The 22,671-nt window shown below is 36.4% G+C and carries 27 protein-coding genes; 6 read left to right on the top strand and 21 right to left on the bottom strand.

Annotated features, from left to right (window positions below):
• Window positions 1-171 precede the first annotated feature (171 nt).
• Window positions 172-1,740 (bottom strand): multicopper oxidase family protein, encoded by a 1,569-nt coding sequence (locus JEM45_RS07775; RefSeq protein ID WP_026867196.1) that lies wholly within the window; start codon window positions 1,738-1,740, stop codon window positions 172-174.
• Between the two features lie 402 nt (window positions 1,741-2,142).
• Here JEM45_RS07775 and JEM45_RS07770 point away from each other — a divergent pair, with 402 nt between their 5' ends.
• Both JEM45_RS07770 and JEM45_RS07765 read left to right on the top strand, forming a co-directional pair.
• Window positions 2,143-2,661 carry a recombinase family protein gene (locus JEM45_RS07770; protein ID WP_235678967.1) on the top strand — a complete coding sequence of 173 codons (519 nt, stop codon included), beginning with the start codon at window positions 2,143-2,145 and terminating at the stop codon, window positions 2,659-2,661.
• 4 nt (window positions 2,662-2,665) lie between these two features.
• Complete coding sequence (locus tag JEM45_RS07765; RefSeq protein WP_198687227.1) at window positions 2,666-3,943, top strand: site-specific DNA-methyltransferase; 1,278 nt, start codon at window positions 2,666-2,668, stop codon at window positions 3,941-3,943.
• A gap of 103 nt (window positions 3,944-4,046) precedes the next feature.
• On the opposite strand, the gene JEM45_RS07760 is transcribed toward JEM45_RS07765, so the two are convergent.
• From JEM45_RS07760 to guaB, 4 genes are all read right to left on the bottom strand, one after another.
• A complete protein-coding gene (locus tag JEM45_RS07760; protein ID WP_051220504.1) occupies window positions 4,047-4,913 on the bottom strand; it encodes an IS3 family transposase in 867 nt (288 codons plus the stop codon).
• Window positions 4,914-4,933: 20 nt separating this feature from the next.
• The gene (locus JEM45_RS07755; RefSeq protein WP_198687226.1) at window positions 4,934-5,605 is read right to left on the bottom strand and encodes a helix-turn-helix domain-containing protein; all 672 of its coding nucleotides are present in this window, start codon (window positions 5,603-5,605) and stop codon (window positions 4,934-4,936) included.
• 98 nt (window positions 5,606-5,703) lie between these two features.
• On the bottom strand, window positions 5,704-7,248 hold the full coding sequence (gene guaA, locus JEM45_RS07750) for a glutamine-hydrolyzing GMP synthase (RefSeq protein WP_235678849.1): 1,545 nt from the start codon (window positions 7,246-7,248) through the stop codon (window positions 5,704-5,706).
• Window positions 7,249-7,266: 18 nt separating this feature from the next.
• A complete protein-coding gene (gene guaB / locus JEM45_RS07745; protein WP_026867114.1) occupies window positions 7,267-8,736 on the bottom strand; it encodes an IMP dehydrogenase in 1,470 nt (489 codons plus the stop codon).
• Window positions 8,737-8,992: 256 nt separating this feature from the next.
• Here guaB and JEM45_RS07740 point away from each other — a divergent pair, with 256 nt between their 5' ends.
• Entirely contained in the window at window positions 8,993-9,373 is a 381-nt protein-coding gene (locus JEM45_RS07740) for a general stress protein (RefSeq protein ID WP_166626409.1), read from the top strand.
• A gap of 62 nt (window positions 9,374-9,435) precedes the next feature.
• Here JEM45_RS07740 and JEM45_RS07735 read toward each other — a convergent pair whose 3' ends face one another.
• The gene (locus tag JEM45_RS07735; protein ID WP_166626408.1) at window positions 9,436-10,107 is read right to left on the bottom strand and encodes a YfbU family protein; all 672 of its coding nucleotides are present in this window, start codon (window positions 10,105-10,107) and stop codon (window positions 9,436-9,438) included.
• A 97-nt stretch (window positions 10,108-10,204) separates the two neighbouring features.
• A complete protein-coding gene (locus JEM45_RS07730) occupies window positions 10,205-10,951 on the bottom strand; it encodes a helix-turn-helix domain-containing protein (protein ID WP_035856580.1) in 747 nt (248 codons plus the stop codon).
• A gap of 123 nt (window positions 10,952-11,074) precedes the next feature.
• Here JEM45_RS07730 and JEM45_RS07725 point away from each other — a divergent pair, with 123 nt between their 5' ends.
• Together JEM45_RS07725 and JEM45_RS07720 are read left to right on the top strand one after the other, a co-directional pair.
• Window positions 11,075-11,530 carry a general stress protein gene (locus JEM45_RS07725; protein ID WP_198687225.1) on the top strand — a complete coding sequence of 152 codons (456 nt, stop codon included), beginning with the start codon at window positions 11,075-11,077 and terminating at the stop codon, window positions 11,528-11,530.
• A 22-nt stretch (window positions 11,531-11,552) separates the two neighbouring features.
• Complete coding sequence (locus JEM45_RS07720; protein WP_198687224.1) at window positions 11,553-11,747, top strand: hypothetical protein; 195 nt, start codon at window positions 11,553-11,555, stop codon at window positions 11,745-11,747.
• 77 nt (window positions 11,748-11,824) lie between these two features.
• Here the strand turns inward: JEM45_RS07720 and JEM45_RS07715 are convergent, their stop codons facing one another.
• On the bottom strand, window positions 11,825-12,724 hold the full coding sequence (locus JEM45_RS07715; protein ID WP_026867110.1) for a VOC family protein: 900 nt from the start codon (window positions 12,722-12,724) through the stop codon (window positions 11,825-11,827).
• A 162-nt stretch (window positions 12,725-12,886) separates the two neighbouring features.
• Between JEM45_RS07715 and JEM45_RS07710 the strand changes: the two genes are divergently transcribed.
• Window positions 12,887-13,312, top strand: coding sequence for a DUF2188 domain-containing protein (locus JEM45_RS07710; protein ID WP_026867109.1), 426 nt, complete (start codon window positions 12,887-12,889; stop codon window positions 13,310-13,312).
• Window positions 13,313-13,365: 53 nt separating this feature from the next.
• Here JEM45_RS07710 and rpsR read toward each other — a convergent pair whose 3' ends face one another.
• From rpsR to JEM45_RS07645, 13 genes are all read right to left on the bottom strand, one after another.
• Window positions 13,366-13,605: a 30S ribosomal protein S18 gene (gene rpsR / locus JEM45_RS07705; RefSeq protein WP_017547433.1), complete on the bottom strand. Its 240-nt coding sequence runs from the start codon at window positions 13,603-13,605 to the stop codon at window positions 13,366-13,368.
• Between the two features lie 139 nt (window positions 13,606-13,744).
• Window positions 13,745-14,518, bottom strand: a complete 774-nt coding sequence (locus tag JEM45_RS07700) for a hypothetical protein (protein WP_026867108.1) — start codon at window positions 14,516-14,518, stop codon at window positions 13,745-13,747.
• 1 nt (window position 14,519) lies between these two features.
• Entirely contained in the window at window positions 14,520-14,846 is a 327-nt protein-coding gene (locus tag JEM45_RS07695) for a PadR family transcriptional regulator (RefSeq protein WP_026867107.1), read from the bottom strand.
• A 169-nt stretch (window positions 14,847-15,015) separates the two neighbouring features.
• Window positions 15,016-15,705, bottom strand: a complete 690-nt coding sequence (gene modB / locus JEM45_RS07690) for a molybdate ABC transporter permease subunit (RefSeq protein WP_026867106.1) — start codon at window positions 15,703-15,705, stop codon at window positions 15,016-15,018.
• Window positions 15,686-16,480, bottom strand: coding sequence for a molybdate ABC transporter substrate-binding protein (gene modA / locus JEM45_RS07685; RefSeq protein ID WP_051220541.1), 795 nt, complete (start codon window positions 16,478-16,480; stop codon window positions 15,686-15,688). Before modA (JEM45_RS07685) ends, modB begins: the two co-directional genes overlap by 20 nt.
• Before the next feature lie 95 nt (window positions 16,481-16,575).
• On the bottom strand, window positions 16,576-17,505 hold the full coding sequence (gene modA, locus JEM45_RS07680; protein ID WP_026867104.1) for a molybdate ABC transporter substrate-binding protein: 930 nt from the start codon (window positions 17,503-17,505) through the stop codon (window positions 16,576-16,578).
• Window positions 17,506-17,725: 220 nt separating this feature from the next.
• Window positions 17,726-18,226, bottom strand: a complete 501-nt coding sequence (ssb, locus tag JEM45_RS07675) for a single-stranded DNA-binding protein (protein WP_026867103.1) — start codon at window positions 18,224-18,226, stop codon at window positions 17,726-17,728.
• Between the two features lie 26 nt (window positions 18,227-18,252).
• On the bottom strand, window positions 18,253-18,555 hold the full coding sequence (rpsF, locus tag JEM45_RS07670) for a 30S ribosomal protein S6 (RefSeq protein ID WP_026867102.1): 303 nt from the start codon (window positions 18,553-18,555) through the stop codon (window positions 18,253-18,255).
• A 168-nt stretch (window positions 18,556-18,723) separates the two neighbouring features.
• Window positions 18,724-19,824, bottom strand: a complete 1,101-nt coding sequence (ychF, locus tag JEM45_RS07665; RefSeq protein WP_026867101.1) for a redox-regulated ATPase YchF — start codon at window positions 19,822-19,824, stop codon at window positions 18,724-18,726.
• Between the two features lie 18 nt (window positions 19,825-19,842).
• Window positions 19,843-20,022 (bottom strand): DUF951 domain-containing protein, encoded by a 180-nt coding sequence (locus JEM45_RS07660; RefSeq protein ID WP_026867100.1) that lies wholly within the window; start codon window positions 20,020-20,022, stop codon window positions 19,843-19,845.
• Window positions 20,023-20,025: 3 nt separating this feature from the next.
• The gene (locus JEM45_RS07655; protein ID WP_235678847.1) at window positions 20,026-20,958 is read right to left on the bottom strand and encodes a mechanosensitive ion channel family protein; all 933 of its coding nucleotides are present in this window, start codon (window positions 20,956-20,958) and stop codon (window positions 20,026-20,028) included.
• Window positions 20,959-20,979: 21 nt separating this feature from the next.
• On the bottom strand, window positions 20,980-21,753 hold the full coding sequence (locus tag JEM45_RS07650) for a ParB/RepB/Spo0J family partition protein (protein WP_051220540.1): 774 nt from the start codon (window positions 21,751-21,753) through the stop codon (window positions 20,980-20,982).
• A 100-nt stretch (window positions 21,754-21,853) separates the two neighbouring features.
• The gene (locus JEM45_RS07645) at window positions 21,854-22,666 is read right to left on the bottom strand and encodes a ParB/RepB/Spo0J family partition protein (protein ID WP_026867098.1); all 813 of its coding nucleotides are present in this window, start codon (window positions 22,664-22,666) and stop codon (window positions 21,854-21,856) included.
• Window positions 22,667-22,671: the final 5 nt, after the last annotated feature.

Here is a 22,671-nt window from a genome sequence, read left to right as displayed (position 1 = left end):
GCATTAATTGAATTCCCATCCATTTCGCATATAAACCGATATTGGTAAACTCCATAGAAAATGCACATAATTTTAATGATGATTGTCCTTCTCCACTTATTCAATAATGTAATTCGCCTAGAAAAATCAAAAAATAGTTCCTTTTTTATTATTAGATTGAAGATTTGGATCTTATTCTACTTTAACCTGTCCCATCATCCCATTGTCCTCATGTTCAAGTATGTGACAGTGGAACATATATATGCCTTTATTTTTAAACTGAATGGCAATTTTCACAGTCTCATCCGGGGCAACGGAAAAACTATCTTTCCAGCCTCTTTCGTTCTCAGGTGGTGCTTCTCCATTCCTGGAAAGGATTTTAAACTGAGCACCATGGATGTGGAACGGGTGAATCATGCCGCCCATCATGTCTGGTTTATTATAGATTTCCCATACTTCGGTGACACCTTGTTCCTGCGTAAAATCAATTCTTTCAGAGTCAAATTTTTTACCATTTATCGTTACCTGATCCATCATGCCGAAAAGTTCAATTTCTTTTGTTACTGGTAAATTCTTTTCTTCTTCCGTAACTGAAAAGTCATTCATTTCATCAGGTATATCTATGGTTTTACCTGTTTGATCTGTGATTTCAAAAGGTAAGAGCGTGGTACCTTCTTCGTTTACTAAAGCAATCTCTTCATTAGTTTTAACTTGTGAGAAGTCAATGACTATTTCGGCCCGTTCTGAAGGCGTGAGTGTGATTTCTTGCATTGAGACCGGTTCATTTAAAAATCCGCCTTCCGTTGCGACTTGTACAAAAGAATCTTCTGTATTTAGTTTAACGGTGTAGTTTCTTGCATTTGAGCTATTTAAAAGTCGAAGCCTTACTTTTTCTTTATCTACAGTTAATTTTGGATTTAATGTTCCATTAATTAATGATGTATCTCCGACAGTGCCATCTTCATTTGCTGCTGCTTTATAATTCAACTGTTTTTCGTCATCAAAGACTCTGTCCTGGAAAATGAGAGGAATGTCATTTTCTCCATATTCACTTGGTAATTCGAGATTTTTTGAATTTTGGTCCTCGATATAAATTAACCCAGCAAGTCCGTTGTACACTTGTTCAGAGGTTTTTCCTTCCGGGTGGGGATGGAACCACAATGTGGCAGCTTCCTGTGTCACTTCAAATTCAATAGTACTCTCTTCGCCTGGCTCCAATACATTGTGTGGACCACCATCGTCATTCCCTGGCACTTCCAATCCATGCCAGTGAAAAGTGGTATTTTCATTGAGTTCATTGATTAAGTTTATTTTCACAGTATCTCCTTTTTCAAATTGAAGCATGGGACCTAGAAACGAGTCATTATAGCCATATGTTTTTGTTTGAACGCCATCAAATATTTCTGTTTCTCCTTTTTGCGCGCGTATTGTATACTCAGTTCCTTTGTTGCTGTCGCTTTTGAGTACAGGGGGGATATTCAGTTCATTCTCTCCTGTCGAATCAATTAGACTTACCACATCATCATGATCCATATGACCATTACCCATGGAACCATTATTCATTTCTCCTTCACTGGAGGAGTTATTCATATTTTCTTCCATAGAATTTTCATTGTCCTCATTCATATTCATCTGTTCATTTGAATCCTTTCCATTGTTAGTATCTTCTACAGATGCTTCTCCGTCATTGCTTGTACAAGCTGATAAAACAATGACCATCATCAGAGAAAACAAACTTATCAATAGGTTCTTTTTTCTCATACTTTACAATCCCTTCTTTCTACTTTTAATAAAGAACTTGTCATTCCTTTATGTATTAGACTAGATTATAATTTTCGAGAATCCGTGCATAAAATGAGTATTTAATATGACAAAAACTACATGTAAAATTAAGTTTAAAAAACGACCGTTTATTGGAACATCAGGAAGAGAACAAACATAGTTGATTTTACTATAGATTGAAAGTACAAAAACCCGTACAATTATCTTTGTACAATATTTTAAAAACTTATTGAGTTTTTGTACTATAGCCAAAGCTTATGAATGCTAATTAGAGTATAGAATACATATAACCCCCCACTAAGAGAAACATAAGGAGGAAAAATTATGAGCAAAGTTGGTTATGCCAGGGTCAGTACGAGAGATCAGAATTTAAATAGTTAAATTGATGTCTTAAATAAATATGGTTGTAATCGAATATTTTCCGAAAAGTTAAGTGGCAAGAAATATAAAAGAACAGAGCTTGACAAATGTCTCGACTACCTACGTAAAGGGGATACTTTAGTAATCACAAAGTTAGATCGACTCGGACGTACAACGAAACAATTAATAGAACTATCTCAATACCTCGATGAAAAGAATATAGATTTGGAAATAATAGATATGAATATTAATACCAAAGATGCAATGGGGAGGATGTTCTTCACTATGATGAGTGCTTTTGCAGAGCTCGAAGCAAATCTATTGAGTGAAAGAACGAAAAAGGGTTTAGAATCTGCTCGATCAAGAGGTAGAATGGGAGGAAGGCCTAAATTTCCGAAAGATAAAAGGGAAATGGTCATTTCTCTGTATGAGAGTGAGAAATACACAATAAATGAAATCATCAGGATGACAGGGGTATCAAGAGGTACCATCTATAACATGATTAATAGCAAGTCTGAGAAAAAGATCGGAGAGAAATGATTTTATGGAAACAAAGCTCCAGCAAGAGATAAATAATGTTCTAAAAGTATTTCCTGAATATTGGCATGAAGATATATTATTGAAGAATAAGTTGATTGAAGATATACGTTCTTACAATGAAAAATTAATAGAAGCTCTTCTATCGAACGAATCGATAAGAGATACATATTCCCTCGAGCTACCGTCGGGCTTAGTTTTTAAGATAGAAGAGTTCATCAGTATGCTACGTTTCAAAAACTACTGGGATAACAGCTACACAAAATATACAAATGAAATTGGTCTCACCAGTGAAAATAAGTATTTTAAGTATAATTCTGATGTAGTTCTAGATTTTCCGCACAAAGATGGTGTTTTAGAAGGAGGAATGACGACAGAAGAAAAAGGGAAAGACGAAGTTTATTATCATAACACCTTAGCCAAAGAAGAGATTGATACACTTTTAGCTCCTAAAATTCTAACTAATATTATCAAATATGCTAAAAACGAAGAGACGAATTTAGATAAATTCTCAGATAAAGATAATTTGATTCTAAAAGCTAATAATCTTATTGGATTATATTCATTGAGAGAACGTTACGCGGGGAAAGTAAAGTTAATTTATATAGATCCACCTTACAATACTGGTGGAGATAGTTTTAAATATAATGACCAGTTCAACCATTCTACGTGGTTGGTATTTATGAAAAATCGGTTGGAAGCCGCCAAAGAACTATTGAGTCCTGATGGTTCTATATGGATTAATATCGATGATAATGAGTCACATTACGCAAAAATATTGATGGATGAAATATATGGTAGAAACAATTTTGTTGCTAATATAGTTTGGCAAAAAAGAACCTCTCCTGATTCTAGAATCTCTTTAGGAGCTGCGCACGATAATATATTAGTCTATGCAAAAGATATTAATTTATTCAAACCAACAATTAATAAAGTTCCTTTGTCAGAAAAGAGGATTTCAGAATACAAAAACCCAGATAATGATATAAATGGCCCTTGGGTCTCTGTAGATATGACAGGGCAAACAGGACATGCAACTAAAAGCCAATTTTACAATGTCACACTCCCAAACGGTACGATAATATCTTCTCCTTCCAATAGATGTTGGGCGATAAGTGAAAAAGAATTTGTAAACCTTAGAAAACAAGGAAGGATTTGGTTTGGTATTAATGGTGATTCATTTCCAAGATTGAAAAAATATTTGAGTGAGTCAGATGGTGCAACAAGTTGGACTTGGTGGACGAATGGTGATGTTGGACATAACCAAGAAGCAAAAAAGAAATAAATAAAATATTGTCTGATGTGGAGTGACCTGATGTCACTTAAGTTTACAGTTGAATAAAATAAATTTTTCTCTGGGATATGAACATGTTCATATCTCAGTTTTTTTATGCAGCCACACGACGAAGTTCGATTGGTGTCAAACCAAACAGCACATCTTGTGGTCGTTCATGGTTATAAAAATGGATATAATGATTGAGATCTTCCACCAGGTGTTGGTAGGTGGCATAGCCACCTGACTTTCTAACTAAGTGATAACGCTCTGATTTTAACTTACCAAAAAATGACTCCATCGGCCCATTATCAATACATTTCCCCACTCTAGACATGCTCTGAGTCATCTGATTCACATTTAACAGTTGTCTAAAACCATAAGAGGTAAACTGGTATCCTCGGTCACTGTGCACCATGGGTGAAGCCAGTGGATTGCACTTTAAAGCAGCTTTAAACGTATCCAACACAAGTTGATTATTATTCCTCAAACTAAAACGATGGGCGACAATACTATTATCAAATAAGTCCAATATCGCACACATGTAGACACGCGAGCCATTCTTAAGCTTATATTCTGTAACATCCGTTAGCCATTTCTCATTCTTAAATTCAGAAACGAACTGTCGACCCAATGTATTTGTTGCAGTCAAATCACCAGATTTCTGTGTGCGGACTTGTTTCTTTTTACGTGTGACGGATTGTATACCCATGAGTCGCATGATGCGTAAGATACGTCTCGCACCGTATGCGGTATTAAGTTGGCGATTCACTAGATGACGCATCATTCGATATCCAGGGACACCTTTATATTTTAGGTATAACTCAGCAATGGTGGATGCGATGACTGCATTCTCAATCTCATATTGTGGGGGCTGACGGTTCAAATATTTATAATATGCTTGACGACTGATATTTGCGACCGCACATAGTTCCGAGATTGTATAGCCGACCCTGTGTAATTCAGTAATGGCTTCATGCACCCTATGGCCACGAACTCGGCTTATTTTTGTCTCCGCTCGAGTTCTTCCAACTTTTTTAGAAACGCATTCTCTACTTCCACTTTCCGACGTTGACGACGCTCTTGTTCTAGCGCGCGTTTCAATTGATCGACTTCACTCAATGCATCTTCAGGCTTTCGCTTGCCGCGTCGGTCTTCTAAACCATACTTTCCAGCTGCTTCATATTTTTTCACATATTGATAAGCTTGCTGATAGGTGACATCAAAAAGCTCAGATAGTTCACGAATACTCACTTCATTTGCCTCATAATACTGTGCAATGTCTAATCGTTCTTGGTATGTGGTCTGTCTTGACTTAACCATCAATGGCTTACCTCCGAAGGTAGATTTAACTCGTTTACCTTCAGTATACGCCTTAACCCATTTCTTTACAGTAGAATGGGTACGAATATTGTATTTTATAGCTAAGCTTCTATAACTAATGGATTGATTAAGATACTCCTCTACCACCATTGACTTAAATGCTTTTGTGTATGTCTGATGCTTGGGCTCATGTCTCAAAGCTTCAGGGCCCTTCTCTTGATATAATCTCATCCAATCTTTTAAACTTTGGATGCTTACATTAAATTTCTTTTGTGTGTCTTGCTGGCTACCATGCTTCAAGTAGTATTCAATAATACTAATTTTTTCTTCAAAACTACGATGTCGAGCCATAATAAAACCTCCTAAGTCTACAGATTTTTTAATTCATCTGTAAACTTAGGAGGTAGCAGGTCAACATTGCAGTTAAAGGGTTTTAGTGTTTTATATAGTTATTCCCACTCAATCGTTGCTGGTGGCTTACTTGTAATATCATAAACGACACGGTTGATGTGCCTTACTTCATTGACTAGGCGTTTTGATACTCTTTCTAAAACATCCCAATCAATTTTTGCAAATTCACTTGTCATACCATCGATGCTCGTTACTGCTCTGACACCGATTGTGTAATCATAAGTTCTATAATCGCCAGTGACACCAACTGATCTGATATTTGGTAATACTGTGAAGTACTGCCAAATATCTCTTTCGAGTCCGGCCTTAGCGATCTCATCTCTTAAGATCCAATCACTTTCTCTAACGATTTCAAGTTTTTCTTCAGTAATTTCACCTAAGACTCTAATACCTAATCCTGGTCCTGGGAATGGTTGTCTCCATACTAAGTGTTCTGGAATTCCAAGTTCAATCCCTAACTCACGGACTTCGTCTTTAAAGAGTGTGTTTAGTGGTTCAATTAATTCAAACTGCATATCTTCAGGTAGTCCACCTACATTGTGGTGGGATTTGATTGTCTTCGCAGTTTCTGTACCTGATTCAATAATATCTGTATATAGTGTACCTTGTGCTAGGAAGTCGATACCTTTAAGTTTAGATGCTTCATCATCAAAGACATAAATGAATTCATTACCAATAATCTTACGTTTTTCTTCAGGGTCTGACACCCCTTCAAGTTTGGATAGGAAACGGTCTTTCGCATCGACTTTGATGATGTTCATGTTGAAGCCTTCACCAAATTGTTCCATTACCATATCCGCTTCACCTTTACGTAAGAGACCATGGTCTACAAAGATACATGTCAGTTGGTCACAGATCGCTCTATGAATCAGCACTGCTGTAACGGATGAGTCTACACCACCACTCATGGCACACAGAACTTGTTTGTCGCCAACTTGTTCGCGGATTTTCTCCACTTCAATGTCAATAAAGTTATCCATCGTCCACTGTCCATGGCAACCACAAATATTACGGATAAAGTTTTCAATAAACTTATTCCCATTTTCAGTATGTCTGGATTCCGGATGGAACTGCACACCATAAAACGGTTTTTCATTGTGTTTAACTGCTGCTGTTGGGCATAGTACTGTCTCAGCAATTGCTGTAAAACCATCACCTAGACGTGTCACTTTGTCTCCGTGACTCATCAGTACTTGTTCGATTGTGTTCCAACCTTCAAAAATATCAATTTCATTATTTAAGCGCATCTCAGTTTGACCAGATTCTTTTTCATTTGAATCTACCACTTCTCCGCCGTTCATCTGCATCATCAGTTGCATACCATAGCAAATACCAAGTACTGGCACACCTAATTCAAATACACCTGGATCTACAGTAAAGGCGTCATCCGCATACACTGAACGTGGTCCACCGGAAAGAATAATCCCTTTTGGATCGAGTTCTTTAATTTCTTCAATCGTGATGCTTGGATTATGCAATTCACTATACACACCAAGGTCACGAATGCGGCGGGTAATCAGTTGGTTATACTGACTACCGTAATCAATTACTAATATAAGTTCTTGTTCTTTTCCCATTTCCATAAGCGAATTACTCCTTAGTTATCTACTGTAGTTTGGTGCTTCTTTAGTCACTTGTACATTGTGTGGATGACTTTCAATTAAGCCAGCTGCTGTAATCTTCACAAATTGACTTTGTTCTCTAAGTGCCTCTAAGTTCTTACTACCAGTATAACCCATACCTGAACGGAGACCACCCATTAATTGGTACACTGTATCCGCTACTGGGCCTTTATACTCTGTGCGGCCTTCAATGCCTTCTGGCACAAATTTCTTCGCTTCAGAATCTTCTTGGAAGTAACGATCTTTAGAACCTTGTTCCATAGCACCCATAGAACCCATGCCACGGTATGTCTTGTAACGACGCCCTTGGAACATTTCAGTCTCACCAGGTGCTTCTTCAGTACCTGCTAATAAGCTACCAAGCATAACTACATGACCACCGGCTGCAAGGGCTTTAACGATGTCACCAGATAGTTTAATACCACCATCAGCAATAATCGCTTTACCATGTTTACGTGCCTCTGTAGCTGCATCATAAACTGCAGAAACCTGTGGTACACCTACTCCTGTTACGACACGTGTTGTACAGATTGAACCTGGTCCAATACCAACTTTAACTACGTCAACACCCGCTTCAATTAAAGCACGTGTCCCTTCTGCTGTCGCAACATTACCGGCAATTAATGTCACTTCAGGGAATTGGTTACGAATATCTTTAATCGCATCTAGAACACCTTGTGAGTGGCCGTGTGCCGTATCAATAACTAAAGCATCAGCGCCAGCTTCAACAAGCTCAGTTGCACGTTTTTCAGTTTCTTTAGCAATACCAATCGCTGCTGCAACGAGTAGACGTCCTTGGTCATCCTTTGCAGCATCTGGGAATTCAATAACTTTTTCAATATCTTTGATTGTAATTAATCCTTTTAAGACATTATTGTCGTCAACTAAAGGTAATTTTTCTATACGGTGCTCTTGTAAAATACGGCCCGCATCTTCTAATGTTGTACCAACCGGGGCTGTGATAAGGTTATCTTTTGTCATAACCTCTTCGATTGTAATCGAATAGTTTTCGATAAAACGCATATCTCTATTAGTAATAATACCTATTAATTTTTTCTCTTCAGGATTATTAACAATCGGCACACCTGATATACGATATTTGCCCATTAAGTGTTCAGCTGCAAACACTTGCTCTTCTTTTGTTAAGAAGAACGGATCTTTAATTACACCATTTTCTGAACGTTTCACTTTCTCAACTTCATCACGTTGACGTTCGATAGACATGTTTTTGTGAATGACACCTAAACCACCTTGACGTGCTAATGCTATCGCCATTTGTGATTCAGTAACAGTATCCATTCCTGCACTGATTAAAGGAATGCTTAACTTCAAATTCGGTGCGAGCTCTACTGATAAATCAACTTCTTTAGGAAGGACCTCAGAGTGTGCTGGTAAAAGTAACACATCATCAAAAGTTAATCCTTCTTTTTTAAACTTATCTTCCCACATAAAAACTGCCTCCTAGTATGTAATTATTAATAAATAAAAAGATGCTGAAAATATTAATTTCAATATTATAGCAAAAATCCGAACTGTTTAGCAATATTTTCTTCAAGATAAATATAACTCATTATAAAACACTATACAATTTAAAAAAGGTAGGACTTAATGTTCGGAATTTTATGATATTATAAGTAAAACTTTGGTTTACATTCGTTTTTCAAGGGAATAGATAGATATCAAGATTTTTGTAGAGGTGAGCATTGTGCAATATATTGAGAAATATGACACAGATAGTGAAATTCTAGAACGTATTGATCAACTTAAAAATGAGCAAGATTATTACGAATCAGATTTTAATGTACTAGGTTTAGATGAAAAAGAACCTGATTGGACAGAATATATGGGGTTCACATACAACCCACACTCTGAGAGCACTTCATTTAAAGATATTTTTACAAATAATGAAAAGGCCGAGAGTTTTTTACTGACTTCAGGCTTAGAGGAAGACCTAGTTTCATCATATCTCAACTTTGTTGAGGAAGGAAAGTTTTTACTCATCTATGACGACAAATCACTTAATCGTGACGAGCGACGAGATAGCGTGGAAGCTACAATTCAAAAAGGACCAGAAGAAGAAAAATAAATCGTAAAAACCAAGCAGAGTTAAATGACATCAGGTCATCATAACTTTTGCTTGGTTTTCTTTTATAAAGTAAATTTAATTTGTTGATTGCGACCAATACATATGTAAATCAGCATCTCTTCAGTTAGAAAGGTACACAATTTATGCCTTTCGTATCTCGCCAACATGTTCCTGTAATGTTTTAGTGTCAAAGGCAACTTCTCATTAAAAATAGCCTGGCTGTGCTGCTTGTGTTTAAATAAAAAGATATAATGCGACAAGTGCTGTTCATCTGCATTTTCAAATCCGCTAAACCTTGTGTAATAATTCCTACCTATTAAATCTGCAGTTTTCAGTGGTAGCTTGGATAGAGACAAGGAAATATGAGCAAACATCTCTAAAATATGCTCCACTTCAACTGAAACATTTGCTGACACTGGATTGTTGTTTAAACCTAAAAAATCTCTGATTTCATCATAATAAAAAAGAAGTCCATCTCTTACCGCATCCAAATAGAAGTCACATTTATTTCTGTACTCCATATCGGAACAATTGTCTTTCTTTCGCTCAAGTAAATTAATCACTTCGATTTTCTCAGCTGCACTAATAAAATCTAGCCTTCTTGGCCACAGGATATTTTCCATACTTAAATACGATCCAATGCAGTCACACGATTTCGTGTATACCTTTTTTTGGACAAACAATGCTACGATAATACAAAATGCCATACAAGTTTTATATAATCTTTCTTGCATGTTGATCATTCCTTTTCAGTTTTTCTCTGATGTCTCAGAGTTAAACCTATTATATTTCATTTTCTTACTATTTCCTATCTCTATTTCGTAAAGTTCCTTATACGGGATATTGTTTGATTTTCTCACACAATTTTTTAATCCGATTCATCATATAAGTGGATTCATTTTCCTTTAATAAGTGCATTGCACGTTTACCATAGCGTTCTACAAGATCATAGTTCTCCACCTTAATATTACTATCCATCATATACGACAACAGTCTCACACGAGTCCGATAATCCAACTTTCCATCATCTTTACGCTTCATGTAAATTGCTGACTTATAATACGGGTTTCCATCTTCACCTAGCATATGTAAAACATAACCCTTACTTGTATATACACTAGCCTTCAAATATTCCAGTGAAGGCAAGTCATCTAAACGATCTAGCGTCTTATCTATAAAAGTCAGAGCATCTTTATATTTCTTCTTATGTAGATATTTCAAACCCATATGCCAATCGTAATATACAGAGTGCAGCGTCGTAGATCGCCATTGCTGCAAGGTCAACTGGTTCAGTGTGTCTTCAATAAGGTAAAGCTCACGTGTTTCTCGAATTTCATCCAGTACTTTTAATACTTTAGTGTCGATTGATTTTGTGACTGTAATAATCAGCTCATCCAAATTCAAATCAAGCACATTCATAATTTTAATCGCGTCAATGAATCGAATATTACCGTTATTACTGTCATTTTCCATACGGCTAATTGATGATTTTGAAACACCTGTCTTTTTACTGAGTTGTAACTGCGTCAAACTATATTCCGCACGTCGTGACTTAATAACTGAACCATTAATTTGCATAAATGACCTCCCTTATTTATAAATATAAATAATATGCAATATTTGTCAATAAAAGAGTAAACTGCGTTTCTTTATAAGGATATCAGGGTATAATCATAAAAAGACTGTGATGGAGGATTGAACATGACTACTATTGAGAAATTCTCAAATATCGATGATTTAAGTGATAAGATTTATGAACTACGTGCTGATGGTGTTAAAGACAAAGATATGATAACGGTCGCAAAAGACCGCTTTAAAGCAACGGTCCTACGCTATACAAATGTCGGCTTTAAAAAAGCTGATGGAAACATGTGGGATAAGGTTGCAGCTAAATTTTTAGATGAGAACTCAACAGATCGTGTCTTTGATCAACTAGACTTGAGCTCAGATGAGCTGAATACGTTCAAAGCCGCTGTAGATAACGGTCAGATTCTCTTATTAGTGAGAGAATCTGCAGTGAAAGAAACTAAAAAAGAAAAAGCAGCTACTTCAAGACAAAATGAAGACCATTTAAGAAAAGCTGAAGAGAAAAAAGAAGCAGGAGAGCAGAATCAATCTGCTAGAGAAACTGAAAAAAAATCAAAAAGAGAGCAGTGACCAACGTTCAGGTACGATTGATGTGAGTGCTTATCAAAGCAAACTTGATTCAATGACTTCTGAAAAAGATATAAAGAGAAATAACCAAAAAGCTGAAGCAAAAGAAAAACACGATAACTTCATGGATGCAGCAGAAATTATCCAGGAAGACGGTAGCCGTCGTACAGTATCAATCAGTGATACCGAGCATACCGTTATTGATTTAAATCAAAAATAATACAGGCGAAAAAAAACACTTAAAATTAAAAACTTCCCTTACACTGGTTGAATTACCAAGTTAAGGGAAGTCATTTTTTATTTACCTTTATATGCCGCTTCAAGTTTTGCGATATCAAATTTCTTCATTTTAAGGAATGCCTCAGTAACGCGTTGAAGTTGTTCCTCTGTACCCTCAGTCATCATTTCATCCATCACTTTATGTACAATCTGCCAAGATACACCAAACTTATCCTTCAACCATCCACACTGTTCAGCATCAGGATCTGCTGATAGTGCACTCCAGTACTTATCAATTTCTTTTTGGTCATCACATTTCACCATTAAGGAGATACCTTCTGAGAATTGGAAGTCGTGTTCATAACCACTATCTTGGAATGAAAATCGTTTTTTGCCTAATTTCGCTTCTGCATGCATGACCAAATCTTCAGTATTTGGTTCCATGCCTGTCGGATAATTTCTCGATGCTAAATGTTCACTTTTCTTAAACGTATCAACATACAAATTCATGGCATCTGTAGCCTTGCCCTTATTTTCATTTACAAACATTAGAGAAGGGACGATATGATTCTTGCCATTGCGATGATCGCGTAACCAAAACTGCCAAGAAGTACCGTACTTATCCTCAATCCATCCATACTTATCATTGAAAGGATACTTATCTAGTGGCATCAACTCTGTACCACCATCCTCCATAAGCTTTTCATACATTTCATCAATCAAATGTTCATTCTGCTTATTAATTTGAACAATAAAAGAAATAGAAGGATTTTTCTTAGCAAAAGGTCCAGCACTAATTGCCATAAACTCATAACCCATTAACTTAAATCCAAGCTGTTCAGAATCACCTGATGGTGTGTCTTTTATAACTTTACGGAAGGTAATCTCTGACTCTGGAAAAATTTCGGTATACCACTCTACAGCTTCTCCGGCTTCTGTATCAAACCATAAATGTGGAACAATCTTTTGATACTTCACATCTACATCTCCTTAGGCTCATTTTTTCAAGTCCATTGTAACAAATGAATGTTAAGAAACTATAACGATAACTTGACTTCGATTAAACATTTAAATCATAGGGTTTTGACTGTATGGAAACGGGAACTATATGAGTAAATTCATAAGGTAAGGATGATAGCTATGTCTTGGAATATGCAAGATTACCCTGATTCATTAAAAAACTTTGAGACACTTGAACGTAAAAAAATTATCGAGATTGCGAACGCACTTTTAGACAGCGGATACGATGAAAGTCGTGCGATTGCTATCGCTACATCAGAAGGTAAAGATTGGTATAAAAATGCATCAAAAGAAGAATTAGATTCATTTGATAAGGAAGGTAATCCTTCAAAAAATGATCAGCATGACATAGATAGTGCGAATCCAGATTTACTAGATGAGAATGTTCAAGTAAAATATGATGCCGAAAACGAGGAATGGGTTGTTAAAACTGTTAAAGCCGAACGTGCAGCTGGTACATTTAAATATAAGAAAGATGCGGTGAAGCGTGCAGAAGAAATTGCTGAAAATAAAAACTCTAAAGTAATAACGTATACAAAAGAATGACTGTATAAGAAAAACCGCTCTAGATCAATGATCTAGAGCGGTTTAACTATAACTTACTGTTCTTCTTTAACGTATGGTAACAATGCCATGTGACGTGCGCGTTTAATCGCACCTGTTAACTGGCGTTGGTACTTAGCTGAAGTACCAGTTACACGTCTTGGAAGAATTTTTCCACGTTCAGAGATGAACTTTTTAAGAAGATCTACTTCTTTATAGTCGATGTGTGTAATTCCGTTAGCTGTGAAATAGCAAACTTTTTTACGACGACGACCGCCTCTTCTTGGACCTGCCATAGGTAAGCCCTCCTTTTATAGATTATTATATTCGACTGTGTGGATCGAATGTCTAATCCATAATCTTGTTAGCTGAACGCGTGTTTTAAATGTGTGTATGTGCACGATATATATTACAACTTTAAGGTTAAAAAGTCAATTACTTTTTAGCTCGATTCATTACTCTAATACCTATAAACAAGATTATGACTGCAGCTAATAAGCCCACTGATGAAATTATAATATAACTTTCTGAGTTCGGACCACCACTTGCAAATACTTGTGCAATCATCTCAGGTGCTGCCAGTACTAAAGCTAGAATGGCATAGAACCATTGTTTCATCAAAAGTGACCCGATAACTAGAATCGCTAACAGTATAAATCCAATAGTAATATTGATATCTCTACCTGGTTCAAAGAACGTCACGATTGGATAACTTCTCACTAAGAATATCGATCCGACTAAAAGTCCCATATACAAGAAACTAAATACAAAAATTAATACTGTACCTTTCACTTCAATCTTCTCTGATTTAAAGCTTGCATAATTGACTAATATATATTTAAAGCCATAGTAAATCAGTACTGGGCCTAAGACAATAATTCCAAGATAATATAAGAGATTACTCAAGGTCCAATCAAAATCACCACTAATTAGATTCGGGACTGTAAGAATTCCAGCTAAGTAGACTATAAATAAGGCGATATACTTTTGAATATTGTTAATACGCGGCATTTCCCCGGAAATATTCTTAATATATTCCTTCGCTGATCTGCCTGTCACATCTTCTAAACTTTTACCGTCTTTTTCTGCTTGAATTAAATGATCTTCTAACTCCGCTTCCATATCATCGATCGCTTCATCTTTTTTTCCATGTGCCATCATCTCTAATCGAAATTCTGTTAAAAATTTCTCTGCTTCTTTACTCAACATTTTACTCACCTCTTACCAAATTATTCATTCCAGAATTTAATTTTTCCCATTTTTCTTTAAAAATTTTTAGTTCTTCTTTTCCACTTTCACTAATTGAATAATATTTACGTTTCGGACCACCACTATCGGATTTCACCATGCGGGTATTTACATATCCCTTTTTACTTAACCTTAGTAATACTGGGTAAATACTACCTTCGCTGATACCTGGGAACTTATGTGCTTCTAATTTTTTAGTAATTTCATACCCATAAGTTTCGCCCTGTGAAATCAATCCTAATATTGCACCGTCGAGTAAACCCTTCATTATTTGATCACTGACAGACATGGTTTCTCTCCTGACTATCTGTTATTAAAAGGTAGTGACCTATTAAAAAAGACAGCGCCATAAACAACTATCTTACATAGAAAGATACTATACATGATTTTAAATGTCAACTATCTTTTATAAAAAGGTAGTTAATTTAAAAAGTAGCGCTTTACTTAAAAGCAATGCGCTACTCTTTCACTTTTGTTCTTACAAACAATAACATAACAAATGAAATCGCAACAATTGTGATCACCCATAACCATGCAAGACTCATATTTCCTGATTGTAAGGCAACATATATAGCTGTTGGTAAGGTCTGTGTGCGACCTGGAATATTCCCTGCAATCATTAAAGTTGCACCGAATTCACCAAGTGCCCTAGCAAAACTTAACACAGCACCTGTCACAAGTGATACTGAAGCGAGTGGCATGGTGATTTTCATAAAGATACGAAAATTACTCGCCCCATCAACTTTTGCCGCATCTTTGATATCTTTATCTACACTTAAAAAGCCTGTTTTTGCAGATTGATACATCAGTGGAAAGGCAACCACTGTACTGGCTAATACAGCTGCATACCAAGTAAAGATAATGGATTGATTAAAGATCCACTCAATCAAGTTTCCAATAATGCTATTGTTACCAAAAATAACAATCAGTATAAATCCTACTACTGTCGGGGGTAAAACAATCGGTAGCATTATAATCGTTTCTAAAACAACCTTGCCTTTAAAGTTCACAGATGTCATAAATTTTGCTATTAAAGTTCCAAAGATAAATGAAAAAATCAGTGCAATGGTCGCAACTTGCAAGGAGAGCAGTATAGGGGGAAGAAACTGCGACGATGTCACACCAAAATTACTCAGTAACGAATCCATATTCACCAAATACTTCTAAAGCTTCATCAGTCTGAATAAAATCATAGAACGACCTTGCAGCTTCAGTATTCTCTGAATCCTCAATTAAACCAACTGGATACTCTATTGGATCATGTGCATCAGCTGGTGCGGCGTCGATGATATCCACTGAATCACTTGTCATCGCATCGGTACGGTACACTAACCCAGCACTTACCTCACCACGTTCAACATAAGTGAGCACTGCTCTCACGTCCTCTGCATATACTAACCTTTCTTCTAAATCTTCAGTAATACCCATAGATTCAAAAGTCTCCATAGCATATTCCCCAGCAGGTACTGATTCCGGTGTGCCAACAGCAATTTGTTTAGCCTCTGTAATATCATCGAATGATGTCACTGTTGTATCCCCTTCTGGTACAACCAGTACTAATTCATTTTTTAATAGTTGAGTTGAATCACTTTCATCGATAAAGTCACCTTCTACTAAGGTATCAAAATCGCTTTGTGATGCAGAGAAAAACATATCTGCTGGTGCACCTTGAGAAATCTGTTGTTGCAGTGCACCTGAACCCCCAAAGTTAAAATCCACTTGTACATCTTGGTTTTCTTCATTATAAAGTTCTGCAACTTCTTGAAGTGCGTCTGTCAAACTCGCTGCTGCTGAAACTGTTATTGTACCCGATGCTTCGCTTGTTTCTGACTCTTCATTGTCCGTACTAGAACTGCATGCTGCCAAAACGAGTGTGAACATTAAAGAAACAAATACTAAGCCCAGTTGCTTTATCTTACACATCTTTTTGCCTTCTTCCCGAGGATATTATCTTTATCATACAACAATTTAAAAATTAAAAAAGCAGAACTACGTGTTTCATAGTTCTGCAGTATATATTAAACGATATAACCATACTCTGAAAAGATATCCAGTGCTTCTTCGGATTGTAGGAAATTATAAAAATCTCTCGCTGCACTATTGTCTTCCACACTTTGTGAAAGTCCTAGTCCATAAACAAATGGTTCAGCAAGTGATCGTGGTGCTCTCGCTACGATACGAAGACCTTCTTCATCAGAAATATCTGTTCTTAAGAGAAGGGCAGCATCTGTTTCACCTTCAGAAAGTGATTCTAGAGCAGCATCTACATCTTCGCTCTCTTCAACATTATTCACTTTATTATTGCTCTCATTTTCTGCATCAAGTAACGTCTTAGCATGACTGCCAGATAGTGATTCTTCTGGGTTTACTATAGATAGGGTAACATCCTCATTATTGAAAATAGTGTCGTATGAAGTAATATCCTCATTATCTTCATGAGTCACAAGTACTATTTCATTAATGAGTAAATATTTCGTTGCAAGTTGGTCTAATATCCCAGCTTCAACTAAAGAATCATAACCCTCATCAGAACTAGAAAAATATATATCCATATCTTGATCTTCACCGTTAATTAAGTCTTCTGTTAACGTTTCTGTATGACCATATTGAACATCAATTTTCTGTCCTTCGTTTTCTTCTTCATATGCAGAAATCAATTCGTTCATCACATCTTCAAGGCTTTGCTCGGCAGTAATATGAACGACTTCACTTTCTTGACTTCCATCTTCTTCTGTAGCAGTTTCCTCTGAAGATGAATCCTCTTCAGTCTCTTCTGCAGTTTCAGATTCGGTCGACTCTGTTCCTTCTTCTGTTGTCTCCTCAGTATTCTGAGTATCACCAGATTCTTCTTCACCAGAGGAATCGTCACTGTCATTATTACTACAAGCTGCCAAAAACACACACAGCGATAGTAAAAGTGCCCATTGCAGGACATTTTTTCTAATCATTGCGGTTCGCTCCCACCTAAAAAATTGTCTACATGTTTCATTATAAACACTGTAAAGTCAAAACTACACTATAAACTAATAATAAAAACAATAAAATTAACTTATGTATCTTCAAAAGTAAAATAAAAACCCGAGATAGTATATCCCGGGTCTTTCACACATTTTACACACACAATTTTAAAACACACGATAACAAAATTTGGATTGTAATTTTTTTATTTTAGAATGGTAAATCATCATCGCTGATGTCTACCGGACCTTTAGAGTTCGCAAATGGATTATCCTCTTTTGGCTGTTGACGTCCCTGGCTTTGACCAGTCGACTGATTGCCAGATCCATATGCATCTGCATATGCGTCCGTTGAGTTATTTCCATAATTGCTTTGAGATTGATTACCGCTATTCTTAGGCTCTAAGAACTGAACACTTTCACACACAACTTCAGTTACATATACTCTTTGTCCGTCTTTGTTCTCGTAATTACGAGTTTGTATTCTTCCGTCGATACCAACAAGACTGCCTTTCTTAACATACTGGTTAACGTTCTCAGCTTGTTTTCTGAAAACAACACAGTTGATAAAGTCCGCACCTCTTTCACCATTTTGGTTAGTAAAAGGACGATTGACAGCTAAGTTGAAATTAGCGACAGCGATATTATTTTGACTGACTCTTAGTTCTGGGTCTTTTGTTAAACGACCAACTAAAACCACACGGTTTAGCATGTAATCAACTCCACTAAATATTTAACTTATTTTTTTGCTTCTGCTTGTTCGTCGCGAACAACGATATGACGAATAATGTCATTGTTGATCTTAGCTAAGCGGTCAAACTCATCAGTAGCTTCGCTTGTCGCGTTAACTTTGATGATGTGGTAAATTCCATCTTTGAAATCTTCAATTTCGTAGGCAAGACGACGTTTACCCCACTCTTTAGACTCGACGATTTCCGCACCATTGTTTGTAAGAACCTCATCAAAACGCTTAACTAACGTCGATTTAGCTTCTTCTTCAATGTTTGGGCGGATTACATATAAAATTTCATATGCTCTCATCTTTTGCACCTCCTTATGGTCTTTGCGGCTGAAAACCATTCGTTTTCAGCAAGGAATAATTTTCATTACTCACAATCAGTTATTATATCAGTAATCCTAACAATTTACAATAAAACTAAAGAAAAAAACGATAAGACCCCATCACAGGATTTCATCGTTTGGAGAGATCTAAACGTTGAATCTAAAGTGAACAACATCTCCATCTTTCATAATGTACTCTTTTCCTTCTAAACGAACCTTACCAGCTTCTTTAGCTTTAGCCTCATTACCCGCTTCAACTAAATCATCGTAACTTACAGTCTCAGCACGGATGAATCCTTTTTGGAAGTCTGTGTGAATAATACCCGCACATTCTGGTGCAGTCATACCTTTTTTAAAGGTCCACGCTCTGACTTCTTGTACACCGGCAGTAAAATAAGTGGCTAAGCCAAGTAAGTCATATGAAGCTTTTATTAATTTATCTAGACCTGACTCTTCTAAACCGAGTTCATCTAAGAACATTTCACGCTCGTCATCTTCTAAGACTGCGATTTCTTCTTCAACCTTAGCCGAAATGACAATAACCTGAGAATTTTCATTAGCTGCATACTCATTAATTGCATCAAGGTATGCATTACCTTCTAAGGAACCTAAATCGTCTTCACTCACATTGGCAACATAAAGCATTGGCTTTTGTGTTAACAGGTGGAAGTGCTTAACAGATTTTGCTTCTTCTTCCGTAAAATCAAGAGCACGTACTGGACGACCTTCCTCTAAACATTCTTTAATCTTCGTTAGAATTTTAACTTCAGCCATGGCGTCCTTATCTTTTTGTTTCGCCATTTTTTCTGCCTTAGGTAAGCGTTTATCGACACTTTCTAAGTCTGCTAAAATCAATTCCATGTTGATGACTTCAATATCTTCTACAGGGTCAACCTTACCAGATACGTGCGTCACATTCTCATCATCAAAGGCACGAACAACCTGACAGATTGCATCGACTTCTCTAATGTTCGCAAGGAACTTATTACCGAGTCCTTCACCTTTAGAAGCACCTTTAACAATACCAGCAATATCAGTAAATTCGAATGCTGTCGGTACAGTTTTCTTTGGTACAACAATTTCCGTTAAAACATCTAAGCGATGATCCGGTACTTCAACAATACCAACGTTGGGGTCAATTGTGGCGAATGGATAGTTAGCAGCAAGCGCACCTGCTTTAGTAATTGCATTAAATAATGTTGATTTTCCGACGTTTGGTAAACCAACGATTCCAGCTGTTAAAGACATAATAGGGTCTCCTTTAATTTATAATACTTTTTTTAGACGTTTGTTAAAGTCTCGACGCGGCATCATAATTGTGCGGTCGCAATTTGTGCATTTAATTTTAATATCTGCACCCATGCGGACAATTTCAAATTTATTGTTCCCACAAGGGTGATCTTTCTTCATTTCAACAAGACTATGAAGATCGTACTTAGCATCCATGACTTACGCCTCCATATCGTTACCATCGAAATCGGTAATATCCATCATTGGTACAGAAATATAAATACCCTGTGTTTCTAAATACTGCTTGATGCGTTTTCTCATGCGTCGAGTTGAACCGAAGTGTTCCATCGGTCTAGACGTAAGCATGACACGAATAGTTGCTTCACCATTTTGAATGCTCTGTACACCTTGTACAATTGGAGCTTCAACAAGGACATCTTCTTGTCTCCAGTTTTCATTCAGATAAGTTTCAAGCGTAGTTTCAATCTTATCTAAATCTTCTTGTATGGAGAAATTCATATCTAAGAATGATACTGAATTATAACGAGAGAAGTTTATTACTTCGTTAATTGTACCATTAGGAATCATGTACAACTCACCTTCATAACCTTGAATACGAGAAGAGCGTAAGCCTAATGACATTACTTCACCTTCTGCAACAGTTGTACCCGATGTATTCACTCTAACGAAATCACCTTTATCGAATTGGTTTTCTAAAATAATAAAGAAACCAGTTATCATATCTTTTACTAGACTTTGTGCACCAAAACCAATTGCTAAACCAACAACACCGGCACCAGCGAGTAGCGTTGAAACTGGAATGTTAAATGCCTCTAGTATCGCTACAACAACAAAGAACCAAATAAAGATTGCTGCTGTATTTTGGAGCATATTAATCAATGTATTGTTTCTCTTGTCTGATCCTTTTAAGCGTGACTTTGATTTATATTTAAAGAAATTTTCTATTAAACGATTCGCAACCTTAGTAAGAATATAACCAGCAATAAGTAGAATGATTGCGAATATGATTGGTTTAGATATATCTATCCAAAATTGTGGATCTCTAACTCGTTCTAAAAGTGTTTCAATAATCGACAGTTGTTCATCCAGCCCTTCAGTATTCGACGCATTAAATAGCGTTAAAAATTTCATAGTCATACCCTTTCTATTTGATTATTTTTGCTGCAACATGGAAAGAATTCTTTTAAATTCTTCCTTTGATGTAAACTCCAATTGAATTAAACCTCTTTGTTTTACCTTTTTAATTTCAACATTTGTTCCAAAGTGATCTTTCAATTGATTTTCGTAACTCTCAAGAAACCTTAATTTTTTTGTAGACTTCTTAATTCTCTTTTTACTCTTAAAGGTCTTTACATGAGCTTCTAACTTTCTAACACTCATGCTGTCTTTAACTGCTTGTTCTGCTACTTCTTCCATTAAGAGTGGATCTTTTAAGGCTAATAAAGTTCGACCGTGAGCACCTGTTAACTTGCCATTATTAATCAATTTTTTAACCTTAGCAGGTAAGGTTAAAAGTCTAAGCATATTAGCAATATAAGACCTCGACTTGCCAAGTCGTTTCGATAAGTCATCTTGTGTGAGCTTAGCAGAGTGCATCAATTGCTTATAACTTTCCGCTTCTTCTAAAGGACCTAAGTCTTCCCTTTGAAGATTCTCAATGATGGCAAGTTCCATCATCTCACGGTCGGTCATGTCAGTAATAATAGCAGGTATAGTCTTTAATTCCGCAAGCTCAGTCGCTCTTAAACGACGCTCACCCGCAACAAGGGTATACCCTTTTACCGCTTTTCTCACTGTAACAGGTTGCATAACACCATGAACTTTAATGCTCGCAGCTAAGTCTTTTAGTTTTTCTTCATCAAAGGTTTGTCTCGGTTGATATGGATTTTTTCGAATTTCAGAAACTGCTAGCTCAATAATTTCCATAACACGTCACCGACTTCCCAAAGATAAAATACATTACTCATTATAACAGTACAAGCCATGTTTGTAAGTGAAAAAGAGTACCTACATCAATGCAGGCACCCTACTTATAAATTTTAATTGTAAGCTCGTGTAGCTCATCTGTTTCGGTCGATTCAATTTTGACATCGACACCTTTTTCACGAAGCTTCTTAATATCTCTTTCAACATCATTTAATACGAAAGCAACATCGTCATTGAAATTGATTTGTTCAACGCGCACCTTTTGACGGTTCTTAACAGCGAGTTCTGTTTCCTTAACTGTCAGATGATCATTCACGATATTTTTCAATACATCATACTGCATATCGTTATCCAATATAAGTAATGCTCTCGCGTGTCTTTCCGTGATTTCATCATTTTCTAATGCCGTTATAACGTCGTTAGATAACTTTAACAATCTCAATTTATTTGCAATGAATGACTGACTTTTACCAATGCTTTCAGCTAAGTCTTTTTGAGTGATATCATCCATTGCTAGCAGTTGCTTATAGGCTCTCGCTTCTTCAATACTAGATAAATTTTCACGTTGAATATTTTCTATTAGCGCGATAGCAGCAGACTCTTGATCAGTGAGATACTTAACTATCGCCTTGGTATCCTTAAAATCTAGTCGCTTTAAGGCTCTAAACCGTCTCTCTCCAGCAATGATTTCATACATACCTTCTTCAATAGGTCTGAGCGTAATCGGCTGTAAGAGTCCATGTTTCTTAATGGAATGTGCGAGTTCATTAATACGTTGCTCATCAAATACTGTTCTTGGCTGATATTGGTTCGGAACAATGTTCTCTAGAGGTACTTCGACTAATGAATCATCATCTTCAGCAGTTTCACTTTTATCTATTAAGTTGAATAGCTTTGAAAAAGGTTTCTTCACACATT

The organism is Jeotgalicoccus sp. ATCC 8456, from assembly GCF_016313225.1.
GTDB lineage: Bacteria > Bacillota > Bacilli > Staphylococcales > Salinicoccaceae > Jeotgalicoccus > Jeotgalicoccus marinus.
This window is presented reverse-complemented; position numbering and strand designations above follow the sequence as displayed.